Origin of the sequence: Actinoplanes sp. NPDC051851 (assembly GCF_040681165.1) — a bacterium.
In the GTDB taxonomy this organism is placed as follows: domain Bacteria; phylum Actinomycetota; class Actinomycetes; order Mycobacteriales; family Micromonosporaceae; genus Actinoplanes.
Window position 1 is genome coordinate 25,842 of sequence record NZ_JBFAYF010000045.1, and the last position, 22,906, is coordinate 48,747.

Below are 22,906 nucleotides of genomic sequence, written 5' to 3' on the forward strand. Positions count from 1 at the left end.
GCTCCTCAGAGATCGGTGTAGAGCTCGGACGGGTCGGGCTGCGGGCTGGCGAGGGCGAACTCGAACGCCTCGTCGATCTCCTGCTTGAGCGACGCCTCGAGCGCGCCGAGCTCGTCCTCGGTGGCGATCGACTCGTCGATCAACCGCTGACGCAGCGCCGGCACGGGGTCGGCCGCGATCGCCTGCTGCAGCTCCTCCTTGGGCATGTACTGCATCGGGTCGGCCGGAGTGTGCCCGCGGAACCGGTAGGTCTCCGCTTCGATGAGGGTCGGCCCGTTGCCCGCCCGTGCGGCCTCCACCGACGCCAGCGCGGCGTGGTACATCTGTGCGGGGTCATTGCCGTTGACCCGGAACGAGCGCATCGAGTAGCCGGCCGCCCGGTCGGCGATGTGCTTGGCGGAGGTGCCGACGGCGTACGCCGTGTACTCGGCGTACTGGTTGTTCTGGCAGACGAAGATCACCGGGAGGTTCCAGACCGAGGCGAGATTGAGTGCCTCGTGGAAGGCGCCGATGTTGGAGGCGCCGTCGCCGAAGTTGACGACCGTCACCTGGTCGGTTCCGCGCATCTGCGCCGCGAGGGCGATGCCGACGCCGATCGGCAGACCGGAGCCGACGACGCCGGTGGTCACCATGAGCCCACTGTCGGGGTGGGTGATGTGCATCGGCCCGCCCTTGCCCTTACAGGTGCCCGTGGCCCGGCCGAGGAACTCCGCGGTCAGTTCGCGCAGCGGGACTCCCTTGGCGATCTGGTCGTGGATGCCACGATAGATCGTCAGGACGTAGTCGTCGGTCCGCAGGACCTGCGCGAACGCCGACGGGATGATCTCCTGCCCGCGCGGCGAGTAGTACATGCCCGCCGCCTTACCGGTCTTGAGCGCGGAGACGTACGTATCGTCATAGATCTTGATCTTGATGGCGGTCGTGTAGATGCCGAGCAGAATCTGCGGTGAGACCTCGATCCGCGTTTCGGTATCGAGAGAGGTCGTCATGATTTCTCCGTTTCCGTGTCGGACGGCAGGGGGCGGTGCCGCGACCTGCTCAGTCGGGCAGCAGGCGCAGGTTGCTGAAGCTGCGCTGGACCCAGTGGACCTGCCCGTCGACGTACACCTTGGTCAGCTGGCCGGCGCCGAAACCGTGGAAGCCGGGCTCGACCGTCTCCCACCCGCCTCCCTCCAGCGGCTGGACATCGACCTCGAAGCCCTTCCGGTCGGCGTCGGTGGTCACCGTGACGATCGCCATTGCGTGTTCCTTCCTCTGCGCGTGCTGTCGTCTCCGCGGTCGGCGTTCATCGCCGTTCCCCGCGGAAGGTCCGCTGCTCGGCGACCACGTCGCCACGCAGCTGCAGCTGGCAGGCGAGCCGGATGCCGGTGGGGTCGTCGCCGTAGAGTCGCCGCGCCAGCCGGGTGACGGCGCGGCGTTCCTGCTCGGTGTCGATCGGCGCCGCCGCCTGCGGATCGCCGTCGAGCAGCCGGACGTGGCAGTGTGTGCAGGTCCCCTGGCCGCCGCAGATGGTCGGCCAGTCGTAGCCTTCCCGATCGGCGGCGTCGAAGAGCGTCTCGCCGGCGTACACCTCGATGTCGATGCCGGCCGGTTCGATCCGCGCGGTATACGAGCCTGCGTGAGCGGTGGACTCGATCGCTCCCGCAGCCGGATCATGTCGGCTGCTCACAGCACCTTGGCGAGCTCACGGTCGAGCGCCCGATGCCAGTTGATGATCATCTGCTCGACATCGACACCGAGGCGGATGTGTTTGAGACCGGAGGTGCGCAGCCCGGTCTGCATCCGTTCGATGTTGCTGGCGTCCTGCTGCACGAACCACAGTTCGTCCCAGGTCGGAGCGTCGTCCGCGGCGATCTTGGGACGCCGTACCGGCGTGCCCTCCGGCGGGATCTCCAGGCCCCAGAAGTCGTAGATGCACTTGTTGGGGTCGCTCGGGTGCGGCCGGGAGCGGTAGACCAGAGCACAGCCGAGCAGGGATACGCCGGTGAAGTTCGGGTACATCGCGAAGTGGCCGGTGACGTCGGGGTTGGGCGCCGGTAGCCGGACTCCACGTTCGGCGGCGTTGCGGTAGACGCGTTTGCCGAACTCGGGGAAGAAGCCGTCGTGCGGTCGCGGCAGCTCCTCGAGTAGCTGCTCGATGATCGCGACGTAATGGGCGTTGGTCTGCGCCTGCGAGCCTTCCCACATCGCTTTGGCCGAGGCGTAGAAGAGCTCGGCCTCGGTCTTGACGGCCGGATCGGTCTTGCGGAACTGCAAGGGCTGGCCCGGGCGCACGAACCGCCGGGGCGCTCGCATGTCGGCCCAGCCGTGTCCCTGAGGGTCGGTGCGGTAGTGGCCGTAGGACAGGGCGTTGAAGTCCTCGTTCTTGAGGAAGCACGCCATCTCGGGATGCGCCTGCATGACGTGGTAGGCCTCGAAGAAGGCCTCCTGCGCGACCTTCCAGTTGGCGTCGAACTCGACCTGATGCCACCAGTTGACGTGCATACGCTCGAAGTCGTTCGGGTCGAGCGCCGCGCCGATGCCGTGCGTGGACTCCTCCAGCGACGGGGCGTGCGGATCCAGATTGATCCACACGAAGCCCCAGCGCAGGGCGACCTGGACTTCCGGCAGGTCGATGTCGTCCTGCTCGACGGTATCGTCGCGGAAGCCGTCCTTGGCGTACACGTAGGTGTTCTTGCCGGCCAGGTTCCACCGCCAGCCGTGGAACGGGCAGACCATCTCGCCGCGGCGGAAGGTGCCGCTGCCGCAGGCGAGCGCGGTGCCCCGGTGGCGGCAGGCGTTGTGGAATCCCCGGACGCTGCCGTCCTGCTGGCGGACCAGGACGATCGACTGGTCGAGGATCTGGTACTCCGTGAAGTCGCCCGGCCGGGGGATCTCCGTCTCGTGGCAGGCGTGCTGCCACCACTTCTTCCACAGCTTCTTCTCGGCTTCGAAGAAGGTCTCGTGGTAGTAGCGCTCCGTAGGGATGAGCAGTTCGTTCTCGACCCGGAACGGGACCTTCGACGTGTCGACGACCTCGTCGAAGGTAGTGCCTGCCGCGTGTTCCTGGACGCTCGTCATTCGCAGCTCCCAATCGTTCGACGCCCACGCTTTGAGCAAATATCTGCTCCGCACGATGGGCCTTAATCAGGGGAAGCCTTACTAGAACACCCTGGTGGTGTGAAGCAGATCATCCCGACGATAGTGGCGATCTGCGGCGGAGGGAAGCCGTAGAGGGCCAAATATTTGCTCCGCAAGCTAGGCGGGCAACGTAGGTTCATCTCCCCACAGATGGGCGGGCGGCACCGCACTCACCCACTTCACGGTTACCGGACGTGTGTAAGGTCGCTCGGGACCGTCGATGTCGTAGCTGCGGTAGACGAGCCGATCGCCCACCAGCGTGCCGACATACGTATCGTCGGCTCGGAAGACCCGATCGCCCCGGATGCGGCCGACCGGTGCTCCGGAAGGCACCGTGACGTCGTTGCCGTCGTTGAGCAGCGGGCGGCCCGCTTTAGTCCACAGTTGTCGCACGTCAGGCCACCGACACGGTGACTTCGATGTTGCCGCGCACCGCGTTGCTGTACGGACAGACCTGGTGGGCAGCCTCTACCAGCCCGCTGGCGGTCGCGGCATCGAGGCCGGGAATCTGTGCCTCGACGGCGGCGCTGAGGCCGAAGCCGCCCTGCCCGTCGGGTCCGATGCCGACCTCGACGACGACGGCGCTGTCGACGAGGGGGACGCCTCGCTTGCCCGCGACGAGTTTCAGCGCGCTGTGGAAACACGCGGCGTACCCGGCGGCGAACAACTGCTCGGGGTTCGGCAGATGCCCGCCGGGGCCGCCCATCTCCTTAGGCAGGGCGAGTTCGAGGTCGAGCACTCCGTCGCTGGTGCGGGTGCGACCGTTGCGGCCGTCTCCAGTTGCGGTGGCGGAAGCGGTGTAGAGCGCTGCCATGGTCAGATTCTCCTTTGGCGATAGCCGGAAGATGTCATTGCTGGAGAGTCATACGGGCGTTCGTCGGATCCAGCCGGACCGCGGCGGCGACGAGCTCGCGGATTCGCGTGGCGGGGACCGGGCATCCCGGATTGGTGTAGAACCATGCCTCTTGCGCGCCGGCGGTCATGCCCTCCTGGCGTTCGGGAAGATATGGCAGGACATAGGCGGGTGTTCCGGGCGCAGTGCGCCAGCTGTCGGCCAGTGACCCGCCGTCTACGGCGTCGAAGCCGAGCTCGTCGAGCAGACGCGTCGCGTCGGCTTTGGCGTCCGGATCGTCGCCGAAGATCGGCAGAGCACTCCGTTCCGGCGCGCCGGAACGGAGTGCGAGCAGCGAAAGCCGGCGAAAGTCGATGTTGTTGAACGCCTTGACGACCTGCGACCGGGCCAGATGCCGTTGTACCAACTCACTTGAGGTCGTCATACCAGCGTCGAGGTCGGCGACGGTGCCGTCGCGCTGCGGGTAGTAGTTCATCGTGTCGATGACGGTCTTCGCGGTCAGCGCCTGAACCGGAAGGTTCCCCAGCGCGCTGAACGGTACGGTCGCCACGACGATGTCACCGGCCTCGGCCGCCTCGTGCGGCAGTGCGGCGCGGGCGTTCGGCCCGAGGCCGGCAACCAGGTCGCTCAGTGTTTCCGGGTCACGGGAGTTGCTGAGCACGACGTTCAAGCCGGCAGCGACGGCCAGGTGGGCCAGACCGCTGCCGATCATGCCGGTTCCGATCAGCCCCAGCGTGGCGGTCATCGCTCTGCCCTTCCAGCGGAGACGCCGAGCGGCTGCGTGGCGTCGTCGGCGACGGGTGCGGTCGCTGGGGCCGTCGGCTGGTGACTGCTGCGCAAGGACACCGGCTTGAGCAGCAGTGCCGCAACGACACCGACCACCGCGACGACGGCGGAGATCAGGAATGCGTGGCCGGTGGCGTCGCCGTAGGCTGCCGCCGCGCTCGCGCCGTCGGCGAGCTGGGTGCTGACCTGGCGGGCCAGAACCGCCCCGAGGACAGCCACGCCGACGGTGCCGCCGAGCGAGCGGAAGAACACGACCGTGGCGCTGGAGGCACCGATCTCGGACAGAGGGACGGCGTTCTGCACGACGAGGACGAAATTCTGCAGGGTCATGCCGACCCCTGCGCCGATCAGCACCATGGCTACGCCGATCAGGGGCATCGGGGTGCTCTCGTCGATGAAGGCCAGGATCGCGAACCCGGCGGCGAGCCCCACAGAACCGATGACCAGGAACGGCTTCAGCTTCCCGGTACGGGTCACCAGCCGACCGCCGACGATCGAGGCGACGAGGATGCCTGCCATCATCGGGATGGTCAGCAGGCCCGCCTCGGTCGGAGTGTGGCCGCGACTGCGCTGGAAGTACTGGGTGAGAAAGACGCTGGCGCCGTACATGGCGGTGCCGGCGGCGAGGCTGCCGAGGATGGCCAGCGCGATCGTTGGCTGACGCAGGATCCGCAGTGGCACGACGGGTTCACTCGCCCGGGATTCGACCCACATCGCGGCGCCGAGCAGGACGACGGTGCCGGCGAGCATCGCGGCGGTCTGCCGCGATGCCCAGTCGAAGCTGCCGCCGACGAACGAGACCCAGATCAGCAGAAGACTGACGCCGCTGGTGATGAGCGCGGCACCCCAGTAGTCGATCTTCACGCCCTCGCGGCGGTAGACCGGCAGCCGCAGGGTCAGCTGCAGCATGATCAGGGAGATGGCGGCGAACGGGATGCCGATGAAGAAGCACCACCGCCAGCCGAGCCAGGAGGTGTCGACGATGAATCCGCCCAGCAGCGGCCCACCGATGGTCGAGATCGACGTGACGCTGCTGAGATAGCCGGCATACCGGCCGCGCTCACGCGGCGGGACCAGGGCGCCGATGGCGATGTTGACCAGGGTCTGCAGGCCGCCGACGCCGATGCCCTGCAGCGCGCGGGAGCCGATCAGCTGCCCGGCGTTCTGGCTCAGCCCGGCGGCGAGCGATCCGGCTACGAAGACCAGCACCGCGACCTGGATCAGGGTCTTCTTGGAGAACAGGTCGGCGAGTTTGCCCCAGATCGGGGTCGCCGCGGTGGCGGCCAGCAGGGTGGCGGTCACCACCCAGGTGTACTGGGTCGGTGAACCGTGGAGTTGCCCGAGCATTCGCGGTAGAGCGGTGGTCACGACGGTGCTGGCCAGCGTCGAGACGAACAGAGCAAGTAGCAGGCCGCTGAGGGCCTCGAGAATGTGGCGGTGTGAACGCCCGGGGTCGGTGGTCACGGTGCTGTCTCCATGGGCTTGAGTTGCATGACGCTGCCGTCGCCGTTCGCGCCGACGATCAGACGGGCATGCTGGGCCGGACGAGCCGCTGCCGTGGTGGGGACATGAGAGAGCCTTTCGATGGGTGAGCCGGGACTCTTCCCGCTTCGGCCTGAATGCGCGGGAATCTCATCCGTGCAGGACCGATCGCACGAGGCGCTTGTGGTTTCCGCGGTGGCGGAAAATCACGGCTTCGTCTGCGACGAGCTAACCCAACTTGCGAAATTAAGTCAAGTGACTGTTTTCGGCGATGGTGACGGGAGCCCGGTAGAGCCCTTCGATCGCGTCGATCAGCTCGGCCGCGGTGGTGGCCCATGCGGTCCGAGCCGCCTCAGAGTCGTCCGGCAGGGTGCGTTCGCGGTGTGCGCAGGTATGGACGAGCAGCATCCGCGCCATGTCATCGCGCCGGCGGCGCAGTTCGGGGGTGAGGCCGGGAAGGCAGCGGTGCAGGCCATCGATCACCATGTAGAAGTGGCGGGCATCGTGCAGCTCCGATGCGGCGAGTTTGCGCAGGCTCGGTTCGGTCATGATCTGGGCGGCGAGTCGTCCGTACCACGTCGGTGTGCCGAGTTCGCCCAGGTGCAGGGTGAACGGAAGCACCATGCAGGCGACCCAGTCGCGTAGATCGGTGCTGCCGGTCCTCGCCTGCAGGAGTCGCTGACGGATGCTCTCCATCGGCTCGTTGTGGCGTTGCACGATGGCATGTAGCAGGTCGGGCTTGGTGCCGAAGTGGTAGCTGACGGCGGCGTTGTTGCCTTGGCCCGCGGCTTCGCTGATCTGCCGGTTGGAGACCGCGAACACCCCGTACTCGGCGAAAAGGCGCTCGGCGGTCAGCAGGATCCTGGCGCGGGTCGACCCGCTGCGGGCGGAACTGGTATCGGTGCCGGTCAGACCGTCGCCGGGGAACGCGACCCGGCTCGCCGCGATACTTGCCGTGCCGGTGGCGACCAGGGTGAGCATCTGGTCGAGAATGGCGAACAGATCGACATCGGTGCCGGCGGGATCCCAGGCCATGAAACTCTCGCGGACGCATCCGAGGGCGGCGCTGGTCAGCACTCTGCTCTCCAGGTCACCGATGCCTTGGGCCGCCAGCCAGGCGAGCATCGATTCCTCGAAGTTGGCGTTGGCCACGAAGTGCAGGCGGTTGAGCTCCGGGCGACCCTCGACGATGCGGCGCCTGGTCGCGACCACGCGGAATTCCGCGGTCAGGAACGCCTTGAGTGACCGCGTCAGACCCTGCCACGGGTCGGCGGTGCCTTCCTGGTCGAGCAGGCCGGTCATCCGGGCGGCTTCCTGCGGGTCGGGGTCGAACAGTGCCGCGGCCTTGGTCTCGAAGTGGTTGAAGAACGTGCGCCGCGACACACCGGCTGCCGCGGCGATGTCGTCGACCGAGACTGCCGCGTATCCGTGCTGCTCGAACAGGGTGAGAGCGGCTTCGCGCAGTCGGCGCCACCGTTCGAGTTTGTCTGAGCCGGCAGCGGCCCGCACGCCTGGTGGAGTGGAGATCACCCCTAGACAGTAAGCCGTCTGCGTGTAGGGTGCACCTGCACTGAGTGCAACTCGCTGTTCTCTGGAGCGAAACGTGGATGTACGGAACTTCGACTACATCGTCGTGGGAGCCGGCTCCGCCGGTTGCGTGTTGGCCAACAAGCTGAGCGCGGATCCCGGCGTACAGGTATTGCTGATAGAAGCCGGTGGGACCGACCGGCATTTCATGGTCACCGTGCCTAAAGGTGTCGCCTTCACCCTCAAGAATCCCCATTACGCGTGGTACTTCCCCACCGAGCCTTTCGGCCCGAACAAACAGACCGAGTACTGGTTGCGCGGCAAAATGCTCGGCGGTTCCAGCTCTGTCAACGGCATGATCTACAACCGCGGATCACGCGCCGACTTCGACCACCTCGAAGAGCTCGGCAACACCGGCTGGGGCTGGGACGAGATCCTGCGGGTCTACCGCACGATGGAGGACCACAACCTCGGCGCCTCGGACACCCGTGGCGCCGGCGGACCACTCAAGGTCGGCGTCCGTAAGGACACCGAGCAGGTCGACGAGCTCCTGATGGCCTCGGCCGGGAAACTCGGCCTCGCCAAGGTCGACGACCTCAACTCCAGCGACGACGAGCGCATCGGGTACGCGTCCGCGACTATCCGCAACGGCCGTCGAGTCAGTTCGGCACGCGCCTTCCTGCACCCCGCGCTCCGTCGGCCCAATCTGCACTTGGTGACCAAGACCAAAGCCACCCGCATCCTGTTCACCGGCGAGCGTGCCACCGGTATCGAGGCGATCTCCGGCACCACGACCGTGACGTTCCAGGCACGCAGAGAGATCATCCTTAGCGCGGGCGCCATCGCCACCCCGCAACTGCTCGAGCTGTCCGGTATCGGTTCACCACAGGTGCTCGGCGCGGCCGGCATCGACGTGCGGGTAGCCCAGGACCGGATCGGTGAGGGCGTCCGCGAGCACCGCTGCTTCCCGCTACAGATGCGGCTGAAGAAGAACATCGGCTACAACCGGCTGCTTTCCTCGCTGCCGCGCCAGGGCATGACCGGAGCACGCTGGATGCTGACCCGCCGAGGCCCGGTTGGTACTCCCGCCTACGACATGCTGGCCTTCCTCAAGACCGACCCTGGCCAGTCACGACCAGACGCTCAGGTCTTGCTCACCCCCTTCTCGATGGGCGTGGGCTCGGGCGGCTACGCCGTGGAGAACCGTCCGGGACTGTCCATGCTCGGGTTCACCCTGCGCCCGACCAGCGAGGGCAGCGTGCACATCCGCTCCGCCGATCACCGGACCCCACCGCGGATCGTGCCGAACTACCTGAGCACCGACCACGACCGCCACACCTCGATCGCGATGTTCGCCCGGATGCGTGAGCTGGTTCGGCAGGAGCCGATCGCCGACCTGCTCAGCGACGAGATCCAGCCGGGCCCCGCCGTCGCCGACGAAGAGTCGATCATCAACGCCGGATTCCTGTACGGAGGGACCGGCTACCACTCCTGCGGAGCGGTACGGATGGGACCACAGGACTCCGACCCGGTCGACACCCGGCTGCGGGTGCGCGGCGTCGAGGGACTTCGGGTCGTCGACGTCTCGGTGATGCCCACCATGATCTCCGGAAATCTCAACGCGCCCGCCATGGCGATGGCCTGGCGCGCCGCGGAACTGATCCGCGACGACCACTGACCGCCTCCCACACCGATTCCCCAGAGAAAGAGGGTCCCGTGTCCGTGCAGAACTACCCCACTGGCCCCGTTGAAGGTGAGCGGCGGCTGCTCATCGACGGCAAGCTCGTACCCGCCTCCGACGGCGGCCTGATCGAGAACATCGACCCCAGCACCGGCGAGATCGCCGGATACGCAGCCGACGCCACCGCCGTCGACGTGGAACAGGCACTCACCGCCGCTCGCCGGGCCTTCGACGACGGTCGTTGGGCTACCGACCCCGCGTTCCGCAGCCACTGTCTGCTGCAGCTGCATGAAGCGCTCAAGGAGGAGGCCGACCACCTGCGCCGGGTGGTCGTGACCGAGGCCGGCAGCCCGGTCCGGCTCACCCACGGTGTGCAGCTGCAACAGCCCATCGACGAAGCGCTCTACTGGTCGCGGATGGCCCGGGATTTCGCGTACGAGCAGGACCTTCCCGATCACGAGTCGAACGGGATCGTGTCCCGGCGGCGTATCCGGTTCGAGCCGACCGGGGTGATCGCGGCCATCACGCCCTGGAACTACCCGCTCTACCTCGATGTCGCGGAGTCGATTCCCGCCCTGGCCGCCGGTAACACCGTCATCCTCAAGCCTGCCGGGCTAACCCCGTGGAGCGGCCTGGAACTCGGCCGGATCGTGGCCGAGAAGACCGACATCCCCGCCGGGGTGTTCAACGTCGTCGTCACCTCGTCGATCGAAACCACGGAGATGCTGACCACCGACCCCCGCGTCGACATGGTCACGTTCACCGGCTCGACCCGTACCGGAAAGCGGGTCCTGGCGGCCGGCGCGGACACGATCAAGAAGGTCTTCCTGGAGCTGGGCGGCAAGTCGGCGCACGTCGTGCTCGACGACGTGGACCTGATGACCGTTCTGCCCCGTACGGCGGCGGTGTGCTCGCACGCCGGCCAGGGCTGCACCCTCTCGACCCGGCTGCTGTTGCCGCGCAGCCGCTACGACGAGGCGCTTCCCATCCTTAAGGCGATCTTCGAGCGGATTCCCGTCGGTGACGTCTGGGATCCGAACGTGATCCACGGCCCGCAGATCAGCGAGGCCCAGCGCGACAGCATCGTGGCCGCGGTGCGCCGTGGCGTGGCGGCCGGAGAGGCGCGGCTGCTCACCGGCGGTGACGTCATCGAGGGCAGGCCTGGCTTCTGGGTACAGCCCACGGTGCTCGTCGACGTCGACCCCGCCTCGGCGGTCGCCCAGGAGGAGATCTTCGGCCCCGTGCTGTGCGTGATCCCCTACGACACTGTCGACGAGGCGGTAGCGATCGCCAACTCCACCATCTACGGCCTCGCCGGTGAGGTCAGTTCCGCCAGCGAAGAGCGTGCGCTGCAGGTGGCACGGCGGCTGCGGGCCGGCAGCATCTCGGTCAACGGCGGCAACTACTTCGGGGTTTCCACGCCGCTGGGCGGTTACGGACAGAGCGGCCTGGGCCGCCGCAACGGTGAGGAAGGCTTCCGCGAGTATATGGAACTCAAGGCGATGGGGCTCCCGAGCGCATGACCACCACAATCTCCGGCCGGTTCACCGGCAAGACGATCATCGTCACCGGTGCCGCATCAGGAATCGGCCGCGCCACCGCCGTCCGCGTCGTCGACGAAGGCGGCCGGGTGGTGGCCACCGACGTGAACAAGGCAGGCCTGGACTCCCTCGCCGGCGAGCACGACGTGTCCGTCATCGCCGGTGACCTGCTGGAAGCCGCCACCATCACGTCGATTCTCGCCGCGGCCGGCGACCACATCGACGGGCTGGCCAACATCGCCGGGATCATGGATGACTTCGTGCCGCCCGGCGAGGTCGACGACGTCGCCTGGGACCGGGTGATGGGAATCAACATCACCGCCCCGATGCGCCTGACCCGGGCCGTGCTGCCCAGGATGATCGCTGCCGGACGCGGCGCCATCATCAACCTCGCCTCCGAAGCCTCCCTGCGCGGATCCGCGGCTGGCGCTGCCTACACCGCGTCCAAGCACGCGGTGGTCGGTTTAACCCAGAACGTAGCTTTCTTTTACGGGCCACAGGGCATCCGCGCCAACGCCGTGGCGCCAGGGCCGACGATCACCGGTATGCGACCGTCGATGCCGTCGGAACTCGCCGTCGAACGGTGCGTCCCCGTCATGCGGGCCACCATGCCGCCGCCGGTGACCGCCGAGACCATGGCCGCCTCCATCACCTGGCTGCTCAGCGACGACGCGGCCAACGTCAACGGCGTCGTGCTGCCCAGCGACGGCGGCTGGGCGGTCGCTTGAAGCCGTCCCGCCCGGACGGGCGAATCGTCCGTCCGGGCGGGACGAGCCACCATCGTCGACACGTGGAGTAGACGAACAACCGACTTAGGATGAGATGGTGCATTCGTTCACCCCTCATGACCGGATCCGGTACGGCAGCCGGCTGCTGGCCGCGGTTCCCGACCCTGGTCTACGCCATGCGCTGGCTGCCCGCCTGGGCTCATCTGGTTATCTCGTCGATGCGGTCGAGACCGGCGCCGCCGCCGTCGGCCGCCTTGGTGAGCAACGCTTCGATCTGATCATCGTGGATGTCGACATCCCGGATCTTCGCGACCTCGCCGACCACCGCCCGGCCCTGGCCGAACGTCCCCCCGTGCTCTGCGTGACCTCATGCGAATCACTGGAGTTGCTGGTGCCCGAGGTCGGTGGAGACGTGGGGGACTACGTCACCAAACCGTGCCGCGCCGCCGAGTTGCTGGCCCGCGTCGAAGTACTGCTGCGTGCCCGCAACGCCGCTCGGGAGCCGGTGTTGCGTCATGGCGACCTACTGCTCGACGAGGTCGTCTACCAGGCGTGGCGCGGCGACCGGCGGCTGGAGGTGACCGCGGCCGAGTATCGGCTGCTGCGTCAGCTGCTGCTCAATGCGGGCCGGGTGTTGTCCAAGGAGCAGCTGGCCTGGCAGGTGTGGGGCGAGTCGCGTGACACCGGTGCCATCGAGCGGCTGATGTCGCGACTGCGGCACAAAGTCGATCAGGAGCAGCCGGCTCTCATCCACACTCGGCGAGGATTCGGCTACTGGCTGAGCGTGGAGGCCGTCCCTATCTAGTGACTCGGGTCACGTCTGGAAAATGTCTGGCGGCTGTCCGAACAGTGTCAGTCAAGCCTGTTTGCATGGGTTGATCAATGTTTCTCCGTCATGTGGTGCACGCACCGGTGGCGTTGAACTGAGGAGGCCCATGACCGACATCCTGGCGTCCGCCGACCACGCCCCCCTGTATCCGATGCGCCGCGAGCCGCAGTGCCCGTTCGCCCCGGCGGCGACAGTGCGGGAGATGACCCGCGAGAACCCGGTCGGCAAGGTACGCATCTGGGACGGCAGCACGCCGTGGTTCATCACCCGGCACGCCGACCAGCGAGCCCTGCTCAACGACCCGCGGCTGAGCATCGACGAGAAGCGACCTGGCTACCCGCACATGACCCGCAGCCGGGCAGCCTCGGCGCCGCACCACCCGCCGTTGATCACCAACACCGACCCGCCGGAGCACACCCGGCTTCGCCGCACGGTCAACGCCCCGTTCATGGTCAAACGGGTCGAGGCGCTGCGCCCGCGCATCCAGGAAGTCCTCGACACGCTGATCGACGAGATGCTCGCCGGCCCCAAGCCCGCGGACCTGGTCCAGGCGATCGGCCTGCCCGTACCGACCGTGGTCATCACGGAGATCCTCGGCGCGCCCTACGAAGACCGGCTGCTCTTCCAGACCGCCAGCCACGCGCTGCTCAGCCACGACTCCACGCCGGAACAGGCTCGCGATGCCGGCCAGAAGCTTTTCGGATACCTGAGCAACCTGTTCGACGCCAAGACCGCTGAGCCCAGCGACGACGTGGTGTCGGAAATGGCGGCCCGGGTCGTCGCGGGCGATATGTCGCGCGAGGAAGCACTCGCGATGGCCAGCGCGATCCTGATCGCCGGTCACGAGACCAGCGCCAGCATGATCTCGCTGGGCACCCTCGCCCTGTTGCGCAACCCGGATCAGCTGGACCTGCTGCGCGAGCGCGGCGACGATCCGAAGTTCGTCGCGAACGCGGTCGAAGAGCTGCTGCGCTATCTGACCATCGTGCACACCGGGATCCGGCGTATCGCGAGCGACGACATCGAACTGCACGGCACGGTCATCAAGGCCGGCGACGGGGTCATCTTCGAACTGGCCGGCGCCAACTACGACGCCGAGGAGTTCGCCGAACCTGACAAGCTCGACCTCACCCGGCCCGCCCGCCAGCACCACGCGTTCGGCTACGGCGCACACCAGTGCCTGGGCCAGTCCCTGGCCCGCGTCGAACTGCAGGTCGTCTACAGCACCCTCTACCGCCGGATTCCGACGCTGGCGCTCGCGGTGCCCTTCGAGGAAGTGCCGTTCGCGATGGAAGGCGTCGCATACGGCCTCAAGGCGCTCCCGGTGACCTGGTGACACCCCCTCAAGGAGATATGACGATGCGAGTGGAGTTCGACGAGCCCAAGTGCGTCGCCGCAGGTCAGTGCGTGATGGCCGCGCCCGACGTGTTCGACCAACGGGACGACGACGGCGTGGCGATCGTGCTGAACGACACTCCGGACGCGGCGCTCCATGACCAGGTGCGCGAGGCGGCGGCGGTGTGCCCGGCCGCCGCGATCCGCCTGGTGGAGCAGTGAACCGGATCGTCATCGTCGGAGCATCGGCCGCCGGCCTGGCCACGGCCGAGACCCTGCGCCGTGAAGGGTACGCCGGCACGATCTCCCTGATCGGGGAAGAGCTGACAGCCCCGTACGACCGCCCGCCGTTGTCGAAGCAGTTCCTCTCCGGTGAATGGGAGGCGGCACGCCTGGCACTGCGTACCGCCGAGGACCTTGGCGGGCTCAAACTTGACCTGCGCCTCGGCGCCGTCGCCGTCAACGTGGACCGCCCGGAACGGCGTGTACACCTGGCCGACGGCGAACACGTCGACTACGACGCGCTGGTGATCGCCACCGGTGTTCGTCCCCGACGGCTACCCGGCCAGGGCGGTCACGTGTTGCGGACCCTGCACGATGCCGCGGAGCTGCGCAAACGACTCGGGCCGGGCCGCCGTCTCGCGGTGGTCGGCGCAGGATTCCTCGGTGCCGAGGCCGCCGCTGCGGCGCGTGCCCTCGGCTGCGAGGTGGTCCTGCTCGAACCCGCTCCGGTTCCGCTGGCCCACGCTGTCGGAGAAGACGTGGGCCGGGTGCTGTCGCAGGCACACCGGGCGCACGGTGTCGACCTGCGTACCGGCGTCGCGGTCACTGCCGTCACCGACGGCGGCGTGCTGTTGGCCGACGGTGGCCTGCTGGAAGCCGACGAGGTGCTCATGGCGATCGGGTCGCTGCCCAACACCGACTGGCTCGCCGGGAGCGGCCTGCAGGTCGATGACGGGCTGGTGTGCGACCAGTACAGCGCCGCCGCCCCGGACATCTACGGCGCCGGTGACGTGGCCCGCTGGCACAACCCGCTCTTCGGCGTCAGCATGCGCATCGAGCATCGAACCAATGCCGCCGAGCAGGGCATGGCCGCCGCCCGTAACCTCCTGCGTCCCGATGCGCGCAGGCCGTTCGCGCCGGTGCCGTACTTCTGGTCCGACCAGTACGACATGAAGATCCATGCCTACGGCTACCTGCGCGGCCACGACAGCGTCGAGATCGCCGAGGGCGACCTCGACGCCCGACGATTCCTTGCCATCTATCGGAAGCAGGGCCGTCTGGTCGGTGCCCTCGCGGTCGGTATGCCGCCCAAAGCCCTCCGCCCCTGGCGGCAGGCACTGCTGTCCCAGGAGGAGAAGTGACCGAACCTGATGTCGTCGTGGTCACCGGAGCGGGCGGCATGGGGCTGGCCGTCGCCCGGCGTATCGGCAGCGGCCGTACGGTGATTCTGGCGGATGCCTTCGCCGAACCACTCGACCGAGCGGTCAGCACCCTGAACGCCGAGGGCTACGCCGCCAAGGGCCACGTCACGGACGTCTCCGACGCCCAGGCCGTGACCGGTCTCGCCGAAGCGGCGGCGGCCGAAGGACGGATCGTCGCCGTCGTGCACACCGCCGGCGTCTCGGCGGCCACCGCCACGGTCGAGAAGATCATGCAGGTCGACCTGGCGGGCACCGCCCACGTCATCGACGCGTTCGAGCAGGTGGCCACCCGCGGTACCGCCTTGGTATGCATCGCCAGCATGGCCGGCCACTACGCCGCCCTTCAGCACGTCGATGAACGGGCACTGGCGACGGCACCCACCGCGGAACTGCTCACCCTCGACGTGGTGACCTCGGCGAAGGACAAGGAGCCGGTGGCCGCGTACATCATCGCCAAGCGTGCCAACCAGATCCGGGTTCAGGCCGCGGCGCTGGCCTGGAACCGGCGCGGCGCCCGGATCAACACCGTCAGCCCAGGCGTCATCGCTACCGCGATGGCCAAGTCGGAGGCCGAGTCTGCATCAGGCGAGCACATGATGGCGATGCTCGACGCCTGTGGTGCCGGCCGTACCGGAACCCCGCAGGAGATCGCCGACGTGGTGGCCTTCCTGACCGGGCCTGAATCGCAGTACATCACCGGCACCGACGTTCTCATCGATGGCGGTCAGGCAGCGTGGATCCGCTGGCATCGCCCGCAGTGACCACCGCCTGCGGTCATTCTTCCTACCGCGCACGCGGTAGGAAGAATGACCGCACCGGGTTGATGTCGACCTGGCCGACCATGAGGCGAGGACGAGCGCACATGCTGTTGCGGAGTTCGGAGATCTTCCAGACCCGGTTGATCCGTGGAGCAACGGATGACCAGGTGTGAGACGGGCCGAGCCGTTGCGAACCGGCGACGTCCGCCTCGGGATCCGACTACGCTGAGGCGTACCGGGCGCCGTGTTGACGTGGTTGGGGTGCCCGTGGTGCTGCGTGCCTTCAGTCCGACAGAGCCCGCATGGTCGCGGTGGCATTTCCGCCGGATTCAGTAACAAACCGGTCATCGTCGGTGGCCTGCGCGGATCGTCTCTACCGCACCTGCGGTACAGGTGACCACGGCGTTGGGTTGACGACGAAACAGCGTGACGCGACGACTCTGGGCGAGGCCAGATTCCTTCTCGAAAGGTACCCGTCGTGACATCACTTGCCCGTGGCTGCTTCCGGTGGCGGTTCGCCGTCCTCGGCGGCTGGATCACCGCGCTGGTCGCCCTGGCCGTGCTGGCTCTGGGACTCGGCACGGCGTTCTCCGAGGACCCCGGCATGCCCGACAGCGAGTCCGGAACCGCATACAGCCTGCTGGCCGAGATGAGCGCCCAGGCCGGCTCTCAGGAGTCCACCGGCGACACCACGTCAGGAACGATCGTCTGGCACACCGACTCGGCCGCGATCGACTCCACGGCCGTCCGTCAGCAGTTCACCACCATGCTCGACCAGGTGGCTGCGCTGTCTGGAGTTACGGCTGTGGTCAGCCCCTACGACACGGCCGGCGCGAAGCAGATCAACACTGACATCGACACGGCATACGCGACGGTGACACTCGACGAGGACGCCGATACCGACGCTGTCGAGAACGTCGCGACGGCGTTGCGCAGCACCGGCGTCGACGTCGAGCTCGGCGGAACGGCCTTCACCGAGACACCCGGTGGGTCACACGGCGGTGAAGCCGTCGGTTTGATCGCGGCCCTGGTCATCCTGTTCCTGGTGTTCCGGTCCGCCTGGGCGGCCGCCCTGCCGATCATCACCGGTATCGTCGGCGTGGCGACCTCCCTGCTCGTGGTCATCCTCGCCGCGCACGTGATCGATCTGGCTTCCACCAGCCTCACCATGGGCGCGTTGATCGGCCTCGGTGTCGGCATCGACTACGCCCTGTTCATCGTCAACCGGTACCGCAAGGCGATGATGGCCGGCGACACCGTCCCCGCCGCGATCAGCAAAGCCGTCGACACCTCCGGCCGTGCCGTGATCTTCGCCGGTCTCACCGTGATCGTCGCCCTGCTCGGCATGTACGTCGTCAACCTCGGCATCCTCACCGGCATGGCTCAGGCAGCCGCCGTCACCGTGCTGTTCACCGTCGCCGCCGCGATCACGCTGCTTCCCGCGCTGCTCGGCATTCTCGGCCTCAAGGTGCTCTCGCGCCGCCAGCGCCAGACACTGGCCACCGGCGTGCCCTTCGCGGAGGCGCCCGCCCGGACCACCCGCGGTGCCCGCTGGGCCGATCTAGTACAGCGCAATCCGCTGCGGTCCGCCGCCGCGGCGCTGCTGATCGTGCTGGTCCTGGCCACGCCGGTACTGAGCATGCGTGTTGGTGACGCCGACGCCAGCAGCGACCCCGAAGGCTCGGCGTCCCGCAACTACTACGAACTCATGGCCGACGGTTTCGGTGCCGGGTTCGACGCATCCCTGCTGCTCGTCGCCGAGATGCCCGACGACGCGTCCGCCGCGGCGTTCACCGCCATGGTCAAGGAGCTGCCCACCGTCGATGATGTCGCCTCCGTGTCTGCGGCCGCGGTCAGCGACGGCCAGACCATTGCGCTGGCCACCGTCATACCGGCCACCAGTGCACAGACCGAACAGACCTCGGACCTGGTCGAGTATCTGCGTGACACCGTCATCCCGGCGGCTGAGAACGACACCGGTCTGCGCGTCTACGTCGGTGGAAGCACCGCGAGCACCATCGACATGGCCGACGCGCTGATGAACAAACTGCCCCTCTACCTCGGGCTCATCGCGTTGCTCGGCTTCCTGCTACTGGCGGTCGCCTTCCGTAGCGTTCTGGTACCGCTCATCGGCGCGATCAGTAACATCGCCACCATCTTCGTCGGCCTCGGCGCGGTCACCGCGATCTTCCAGTTCGGCTGGGGAACCGGACTGCTCGGCGTCGGCACAGGTGCACCGATCACCTACCTCATTCCCGTACTCATCATGGGCATCATGTTCGGTCTGTCGATGGACTACCAGGTGTTCCTGGTCAGTCGAATGCACGAGGAATGGACCCACACCCGCGACAACCGCCGGGCCATCCGTGTGGGGCTGACCGAGACCGCACAGGTCATCGCGGCTGCGGCCACCATCATGTTGTTCGTCTTCGCCTCGTTCGGTTTCAGCGGCGAGCGTATCGTCTCGATGATCGGCATCGGTCTGGCCGTCGCGGTCGTGATCGACGCCTTCGTGGTCCGCATGACCCTCATCCCCGCTCTGATGACCTTGATCGGCCAGGCCAACTGGTTCTACCCGCGCTGGGCCGAGAAGATCACTCCGAAGGTGTCCGTGGAAGGCGCTGAGGAAGCGCCGAGCGACCCCGCATCGCCAGTGCTGTCCGGGACGAACCACCAGTGACCGACGCCGGGTCCGTGCCGCTGCGGTGGCACGGACCCGTCCGCGGCGCCGGGTTCCGGTCACCGGGTGTCCGCGTCGGTCATAGGTAGCACGTGTCGCGATCGGCTCGCTGGCGATCAGCGCCTACCTCAGCGGCCCTTCGCGGTGTCCTGGGGCCATCGCCAGGACACCATATCCTGGCGATCAGGCACAGTCGGGCTCTCGGCGGTGGGTAGGTGGATGCGGCTTCCCGACCAACTGCAGCCCCCTCGGGTGCCCGGGGCGGTTTGGCAGCGGCGGATCGAAGGGCGGGCATTCCGGGTCTCCCCGGGTGACGACTCTGGTCAGTGATCGCCGCCGATGGCGGCTGCTCCCGGAGGCCGCGCGATCGCAGATCGGCCGTTGGACACGCTTATCCTTCGGCCGGTGGTGCCGAATGCAGCGGCACCCTGGCGTACACGGTGTAGGTGCTGTCCGGGCCCATGCCGGCCGTGATGCTCCCGCCCGCGGCCTCCACCCGTTCTCGCATGCCGACCAGTCCGTGTCCGGTCCCGTCGCCGTGGTGTGCCGGATGTGCTGGGTTGGTGACGACGATGTGCAGATCGGTGCCGGTGTAGCTGAGGCTGACGTCGGCGCGTCGGACGGTGGCGTGCTTGCCGGCGTTGGTGAGCGACTCCTGAAGGACGCGGTAGGCCGCGAGGTCGCTGATCCCGAACAGTGGTGCCGGGTCTCCGGTCCGGGTGACCTGGATGGTGAAGCCCGCGGTACGGAATCCGTCGAGCAGTGTGTCGAGATCGGCGAGGCCCGGCGTCGGCTGTCGGCTCTGTTCCGGGTCGTCGTCCTGGCGCAGCAGGCCAACGGTCGCGCGGAGTTCGTCCAGGGCGGCGCGGCTCGTGTCGCGGATGCCACTCAGTGCTTCCCGAGCTTTCTCGGGATGTGCCGTCATCAGGTGGTGGGCCACTCCGGCCTGGGCGTTGACCAACGTGATGTGGTGGGCGACGACATCGTGCAGATCTCGGGCGATGCGGATTCGTTCCTCGCGAACCCGTTCGCGGGCCTGCTGGTCACGGCTGCGTTCGGCCAGTACGGCGCGATGGCGGATCTCGGCCAGCAGAGCTCGCCGGTTGCGGCTGGCGTCGCCGACCGCGATAGCGATCGCGACGTAGTTGGCGGGGACCAGGTTGGCGAGGTCGAAGATGCCGCCGGGCTGCCAGGACACGATCGCGGCGGTCAGCGCTACCGCAGCGAGGGTACCGGCGGTCCAGGCGACACGGCGACTGCGCAGGGTGGAAAGGGTGTACAGCGCGACGATGGCGGCGACATCGATCAGGACCAGGTGGTGGGCGGTCAGCGGGAGCAGCGCCCCTGCTGCGACCGTCACGACGGTTACCGCCAAGGGATAGCGCAGTCGTAGCAACAGGGCGGCGGCGCCGTGGAAGATCAGGATCAGTTGGGCGCCGGTGGGTGGCCTGGTCGCATGACCGTTCTGGTAAGAGACCGTACAGATCATGATCATGGCGACGGCAAGCGGCGGCAGCCAGACACGCCATGCATGGCGGCCGGGGTCAGTCACGCGGCCTCGCCCGGACCAGGCCGTTCTCGTAGGCGAAGACCACGAGCTGGGCCCGGTCACGGGCACCGGCCTTCATCATCGCGCGATTGATGTGTGTCTTTGCGGTCGCCGTGCTGATGCCGAGGCGGTCCGCGATCTCGGCGTTGGACAGCCCGGAACCCACCATTACCGTGGTCTCGCGCTCCCGGGCGGTCAACTCGGTCAGGGCGGTGGAGATGGTGACCGTGGCCGGATCGGGCTGAGCCAGGAACCGTTCGATCAACGCGGTGGTGGCGCTGGGTGACAGCAGTGACTCCCCAGCGGCGACGGTCCGTACAGCTTGCAGCAGGTCGTCCGGGTCGACGCCCTTGCCCAGGAAGCCGCTGGCACCGGCGCGTAGCGCGGTGACGACGAACTCGTCGGTTTCGAACGTCGTCAGGATCAGCACCCGTACGCCTGCCAGGTTCTCGTCGCCCGTGATCCGGCGGGTCGCTTCGACACCGTCCATGTCCGGCATACGGATGTCCATCAACACGACATCCGTCAGCGTGCTGCGGGCCAGGGAAAGCGCTTGTTCACCGGTACTGGCCTCACCGACGACCTGCATGTCGGGCTGGGCGTCGAGCAGCAGGCGGAATGTTGCCCGCAGCAGCGCTTGGTCGTCGGCGAGTAGTAAGCGAATCGTCACAGAACCATTCTTTCGAGAGGTCGTCCGGGGCGACGCGACTCCGCAACGGACGGAACGATGCCATCATCGCGGTGCGGCCGGGTTGATGCGTCCACCCATTGCGGTCATTGCGCCTACCGCAGGCGCGGTATAAGCGTGCGGCTGTGGCGAAACGTGTGCGTGCCGTGCTGGGGCGCTGGCCGATGGGGGCACGGTTGTTCGGCGAAGCCGCGACGGCTCTTGACGCCATTCGTGGGGTTCCGGTGCGATACCGGTGGTCGGTTCTCGGCTGGGCGGTGCTCAACTGGACTCTGGATCTGGCGTGCCTGTTCGCCAGCACCTCCGCGTTCGGGCTGGACGTTCACTGGGAACGGCTGGCAGTGGTCTACCTCACGGTTCAGGTTGTCCGACAGGTTCCGTTGACCCCAGGCGGCATCGGCGTGATAGAGGCCGGCCTGCTTGCGGGGCTGGCCGCGTCCGGTGCCCCGACCGGTTCTGCGGCCGCCGTGGTGCTCGCTTATCGCCTGGTCTCCTTTTGGCTGCTGCTTCCCGTCGGTCTGCTCGGGTATGTCCTGCTAAGAACGCGTTTCGGTGAGCACTCGGATGCACCGGTCCCCACGGCGGGAATGCGGGATGTCACCACAGGCGTCGCTGGAGACAGCCAGAGAAATTGACATATCCCTTTTCTGGCTCGCTGGTGCGACGGTGCCGCAGGGCATGAATGGCCATCGGGATGCCTGACCTCGTTGCGTAGTCGTTATAAAACAGTGCCTTGTCACCCTTCAGTGTCGCGATGCTACCTTGCTTACGCGCGTCAGTTTCGCGCGTAAGCAACCCGACTGGGGTTATCCATCAAACCCGGCGGTCGCGAGGTGAAGCGATTCATGGCTACTGGGGAGGACGGCAACTGATGACCGTGACCCGGGCGCCGGTCATGACCGACGTGGCCCGGCTGGCAGGTGTCTCCCACCAGACCGTTTCTCGAGTGCTCAACAATCACCCGAATGTCAAGACCATCACCCGGCAACGCGTCTTGGACGCAATCCGGATGCTCGGTTACCGGCCCAATGCACATGCCCGCGGCCTCGCCGGCCGGCACGCCCGCGTTATCGGCGTGATCAGCTACAACACCATCCTGTACGGCCCAGCCGCCACCCTCCTCGGCATCGAGCGAGCCGCCCGCGCCGCCGGATACGGTGTCAGCATCGCCACGCTCGAACGCATCGACCCCCAGGGCATCACCTCGGCGATCGGCGCGCTGACCGACCAGTCCGTCGCCGGCATCATCGTCGTCGCTCCACAACACGCGGCGGCGACCGCCCTGCACGGCCTGCCGGAACACATTCCGGCCGTCACCGTCGGTCCTTCCGGCATCTCGGTCGCCCAGACCGTCGGCGCACGCTTGATCACCGAACACCTGCTGAACCTTGGACACCCCACCGTCTGGCATATTGCGGGGCCGCCCGACTCCGTAGAAGCCCGTGACCGCATCGACAGCTGGACCAGAGCCATGAACCGTGCTGGTGTGACACCACCGGCTCCGATCACCGGGGACTGGAGTGCACGCTCCGGATACCTGGCAGGCCTGGCTCTCGCCAGCCGCCGCGGCGTGACCGCGGTCTTCGCCGGCAACGACCACATGGCACTCGGCCTGCTTCGCGCCTTCGCCGAACGCGGCGTACGCGTCCCCGGTGACATCAGCGTCGCCGGATTCGACGACATCCCCGAAGCCGCCTACCTCAACCCACCGCTGACCACCGTTCGGCAGGACTTCGACGAGGTCGGCCGCCGCTGCATCGCCACGCTGCTACACCGCCTCGGCGCCGGTGGCCCTGTCCCGGACGCTGTCACCAGCGTCGCACCGACCCTCGTCGTACGGGACAGCACCGCACCTCACTGACCAGGAGAATCCATGTCCCCGTCGACCGGTGTCACTGGGTTTGGGGCGCCACCGCCATAGCCAC

At 67.5% G+C, this 22,906-nt stretch carries 22 protein-coding genes; 11 read left to right on the forward strand and 11 right to left on the reverse strand.

Going from position 1 to position 22,906, the window contains the following annotated elements:
* Nucleotides 1–5: 5 nt before the first annotated feature.
* The 9 genes from AB0M08_RS33430 to AB0M08_RS33470 all read right to left on the reverse strand — a co-directional run bounded on the left by AB0M08_RS33430 (nucleotide 6) and on the right by AB0M08_RS33470 (nucleotide 7,771).
* Nucleotides 6–989, reverse strand: a complete 984-nt coding sequence (locus tag AB0M08_RS33430) for a thiamine pyrophosphate-dependent dehydrogenase E1 component subunit alpha (protein WP_364502116.1) — start codon at nucleotides 987–989, stop codon at nucleotides 6–8.
* 49 nt (nucleotides 990–1,038) lie between these two features.
* Nucleotides 1,039–1,239 carry a hypothetical protein gene (locus AB0M08_RS33435; RefSeq protein WP_364502119.1) on the reverse strand — a complete coding sequence of 67 codons (201 nt, stop codon included), beginning with the start codon at nucleotides 1,237–1,239 and terminating at the stop codon, nucleotides 1,039–1,041.
* A 46-nt stretch (nucleotides 1,240–1,285) separates the two neighbouring features.
* Complete coding sequence (locus AB0M08_RS33440) at nucleotides 1,286–1,669, reverse strand: 2Fe-2S iron-sulfur cluster-binding protein (RefSeq protein WP_364502122.1); 384 nt, start codon at nucleotides 1,667–1,669, stop codon at nucleotides 1,286–1,288.
* Nucleotides 1,666–3,060 (reverse strand): aromatic ring-hydroxylating dioxygenase subunit alpha, encoded by a 1,395-nt coding sequence (locus AB0M08_RS33445; protein WP_364502124.1) that lies wholly within the window; start codon nucleotides 3,058–3,060, stop codon nucleotides 1,666–1,668. The genes AB0M08_RS33440 and AB0M08_RS33445 overlap by 4 nt, the downstream gene beginning before the upstream one ends.
* A 177-nt stretch (nucleotides 3,061–3,237) precedes the next feature.
* A complete protein-coding gene (locus AB0M08_RS33450; protein ID WP_364502126.1) occupies nucleotides 3,238–3,513 on the reverse strand; it encodes a hypothetical protein in 276 nt (91 codons plus the stop codon).
* A 1-nt stretch (nucleotide 3,514) separates the two neighbouring features.
* On the reverse strand, nucleotides 3,515–3,934 hold the full coding sequence (locus AB0M08_RS33455) for an organic hydroperoxide resistance protein (protein ID WP_364502129.1): 420 nt from the start codon (nucleotides 3,932–3,934) through the stop codon (nucleotides 3,515–3,517).
* A gap of 34 nt (nucleotides 3,935–3,968) precedes the next feature.
* The gene (locus tag AB0M08_RS33460; RefSeq protein ID WP_364502132.1) at nucleotides 3,969–4,718 is read right to left on the reverse strand and encodes an NAD(P)-binding domain-containing protein; all 750 of its coding nucleotides are present in this window, start codon (nucleotides 4,716–4,718) and stop codon (nucleotides 3,969–3,971) included.
* Nucleotides 4,715–6,223, reverse strand: coding sequence for an MDR family MFS transporter (locus tag AB0M08_RS33465; RefSeq protein WP_364502134.1), 1,509 nt, complete (start codon nucleotides 6,221–6,223; stop codon nucleotides 4,715–4,717). The genes AB0M08_RS33460 and AB0M08_RS33465 overlap by 4 nt, the downstream gene beginning before the upstream one ends.
* 264 nt (nucleotides 6,224–6,487) lie before the next feature.
* Nucleotides 6,488–7,771 (reverse strand): TetR/AcrR family transcriptional regulator, encoded by a 1,284-nt coding sequence (locus AB0M08_RS33470; protein ID WP_364502137.1) that lies wholly within the window; start codon nucleotides 7,769–7,771, stop codon nucleotides 6,488–6,490.
* Between the two features lie 73 nt (nucleotides 7,772–7,844).
* On the opposite strand from AB0M08_RS33470, the gene AB0M08_RS33475 reads away from it, so the two are divergent.
* From AB0M08_RS33475 to AB0M08_RS33515, 9 genes are all read left to right on the forward strand, one after another.
* The gene (locus tag AB0M08_RS33475) at nucleotides 7,845–9,446 is read left to right on the forward strand and encodes a GMC family oxidoreductase N-terminal domain-containing protein (RefSeq protein ID WP_364502139.1); all 1,602 of its coding nucleotides are present in this window, start codon (nucleotides 7,845–7,847) and stop codon (nucleotides 9,444–9,446) included.
* A 38-nt stretch (nucleotides 9,447–9,484) separates the two neighbouring features.
* A complete protein-coding gene (locus AB0M08_RS33480) occupies nucleotides 9,485–10,972 on the forward strand; it encodes an aldehyde dehydrogenase family protein (RefSeq protein WP_364502141.1) in 1,488 nt (495 codons plus the stop codon).
* The gene (locus AB0M08_RS33485) at nucleotides 10,969–11,718 is read left to right on the forward strand and encodes an SDR family oxidoreductase (RefSeq protein ID WP_364502144.1); all 750 of its coding nucleotides are present in this window, start codon (nucleotides 10,969–10,971) and stop codon (nucleotides 11,716–11,718) included. Before AB0M08_RS33480 ends, AB0M08_RS33485 begins: the two co-directional genes overlap by 4 nt.
* A gap of 97 nt (nucleotides 11,719–11,815) precedes the next feature.
* A complete protein-coding gene (locus tag AB0M08_RS33490; protein WP_364502147.1) occupies nucleotides 11,816–12,523 on the forward strand; it encodes a response regulator transcription factor in 708 nt (235 codons plus the stop codon).
* A gap of 130 nt (nucleotides 12,524–12,653) precedes the next feature.
* Nucleotides 12,654–13,883, forward strand: a complete 1,230-nt coding sequence (locus AB0M08_RS33495) for a cytochrome P450 (protein ID WP_364502150.1) — start codon at nucleotides 12,654–12,656, stop codon at nucleotides 13,881–13,883.
* 23 nt (nucleotides 13,884–13,906) lie between these two features.
* Nucleotides 13,907–14,104 (forward strand): ferredoxin, encoded by a 198-nt coding sequence (locus AB0M08_RS33500; RefSeq protein ID WP_364502245.1) that lies wholly within the window; start codon nucleotides 13,907–13,909, stop codon nucleotides 14,102–14,104.
* Entirely contained in the window at nucleotides 14,101–15,246 is a 1,146-nt protein-coding gene (locus tag AB0M08_RS33505) for an FAD-dependent oxidoreductase (protein ID WP_364502153.1), read from the forward strand. Before AB0M08_RS33500 ends, AB0M08_RS33505 begins: the two co-directional genes overlap by 4 nt.
* Entirely contained in the window at nucleotides 15,243–16,067 is an 825-nt protein-coding gene (locus AB0M08_RS33510; RefSeq protein WP_364502156.1) for an SDR family oxidoreductase, read from the forward strand. The genes AB0M08_RS33505 and AB0M08_RS33510 overlap by 4 nt, the downstream gene beginning before the upstream one ends.
* Nucleotides 16,068–16,668: 601 nt before the next feature.
* On the forward strand, nucleotides 16,669–18,744 hold the full coding sequence (locus AB0M08_RS33515; RefSeq protein WP_364502159.1) for an MMPL family transporter: 2,076 nt from the start codon (nucleotides 16,669–16,671) through the stop codon (nucleotides 18,742–18,744).
* 391 nt (nucleotides 18,745–19,135) lie between these two features.
* Here the strand turns inward: AB0M08_RS33515 and AB0M08_RS33520 are convergent, their stop codons facing one another.
* Both AB0M08_RS33520 and AB0M08_RS33525 read right to left on the reverse strand, forming a co-directional pair.
* The gene (locus AB0M08_RS33520) at nucleotides 19,136–20,296 is read right to left on the reverse strand and encodes a histidine kinase (RefSeq protein ID WP_364502162.1); all 1,161 of its coding nucleotides are present in this window, start codon (nucleotides 20,294–20,296) and stop codon (nucleotides 19,136–19,138) included.
* Nucleotides 20,289–20,963, reverse strand: a complete 675-nt coding sequence (locus tag AB0M08_RS33525) for a response regulator transcription factor (RefSeq protein ID WP_364502165.1) — start codon at nucleotides 20,961–20,963, stop codon at nucleotides 20,289–20,291. The genes AB0M08_RS33520 and AB0M08_RS33525 overlap by 8 nt, the downstream gene beginning before the upstream one ends.
* A gap of 143 nt (nucleotides 20,964–21,106) precedes the next feature.
* On the opposite strand from AB0M08_RS33525, the gene AB0M08_RS33530 reads away from it, so the two are divergent.
* Together AB0M08_RS33530 and AB0M08_RS33535 are read left to right on the forward strand one after the other, a co-directional pair.
* Entirely contained in the window at nucleotides 21,107–21,616 is a 510-nt protein-coding gene (locus AB0M08_RS33530) for a YbhN family protein (RefSeq protein ID WP_364502168.1), read from the forward strand.
* Nucleotides 21,617–21,852: 236 nt separating this feature from the next.
* Nucleotides 21,853–22,842 carry a LacI family DNA-binding transcriptional regulator gene (locus AB0M08_RS33535; protein WP_364502171.1) on the forward strand — a complete coding sequence of 330 codons (990 nt, stop codon included), beginning with the start codon at nucleotides 21,853–21,855 and terminating at the stop codon, nucleotides 22,840–22,842.
* Nucleotides 22,843–22,906 lie beyond the last annotated feature (64 nt).

Coding starts and splice junctions, on each gene's coding strand:
- AB0M08_RS33500 (WP_364502245.1), top strand. CDS start 13,907: ATGCGAGTGGAGTTCGACGAGCCCAAGTGCGTCGCCGCAGGTCAGTGC.
- AB0M08_RS33435 (WP_364502119.1), bottom strand. CDS start 1,239: ATGGCGATCGTCACGGTGACCACCGACGCCGACCGGAAGGGCTTCGAG.
- AB0M08_RS33485 (WP_364502144.1), top strand. CDS start 10,969: ATGACCACCACAATCTCCGGCCGGTTCACCGGCAAGACGATCATCGTC.
- AB0M08_RS33460 (WP_364502132.1), bottom strand. CDS start 4,718: ATGACCGCCACGCTGGGGCTGATCGGAACCGGCATGATCGGCAGCGGT.
- AB0M08_RS33515 (WP_364502159.1), top strand. CDS start 16,669: ATGCCCGACAGCGAGTCCGGAACCGCATACAGCCTGCTGGCCGAGATG.
- AB0M08_RS33445 (WP_364502124.1), bottom strand. CDS start 3,060: ATGACGAGCGTCCAGGAACACGCGGCAGGCACTACCTTCGACGAGGTC.
- AB0M08_RS33430 (WP_364502116.1), bottom strand. CDS start 989: ATGACGACCTCTCTCGATACCGAAACGCGGATCGAGGTCTCACCGCAG.
- AB0M08_RS33535 (WP_364502171.1), top strand. CDS start 21,853: ATGACCGTGACCCGGGCGCCGGTCATGACCGACGTGGCCCGGCTGGCA.
- AB0M08_RS33495 (WP_364502150.1), top strand. CDS start 12,654: ATGACCGACATCCTGGCGTCCGCCGACCACGCCCCCCTGTATCCGATG.
- AB0M08_RS33455 (WP_364502129.1), bottom strand. CDS start 3,934: ATGGCAGCGCTCTACACCGCTTCCGCCACCGCAACTGGAGACGGCCGC.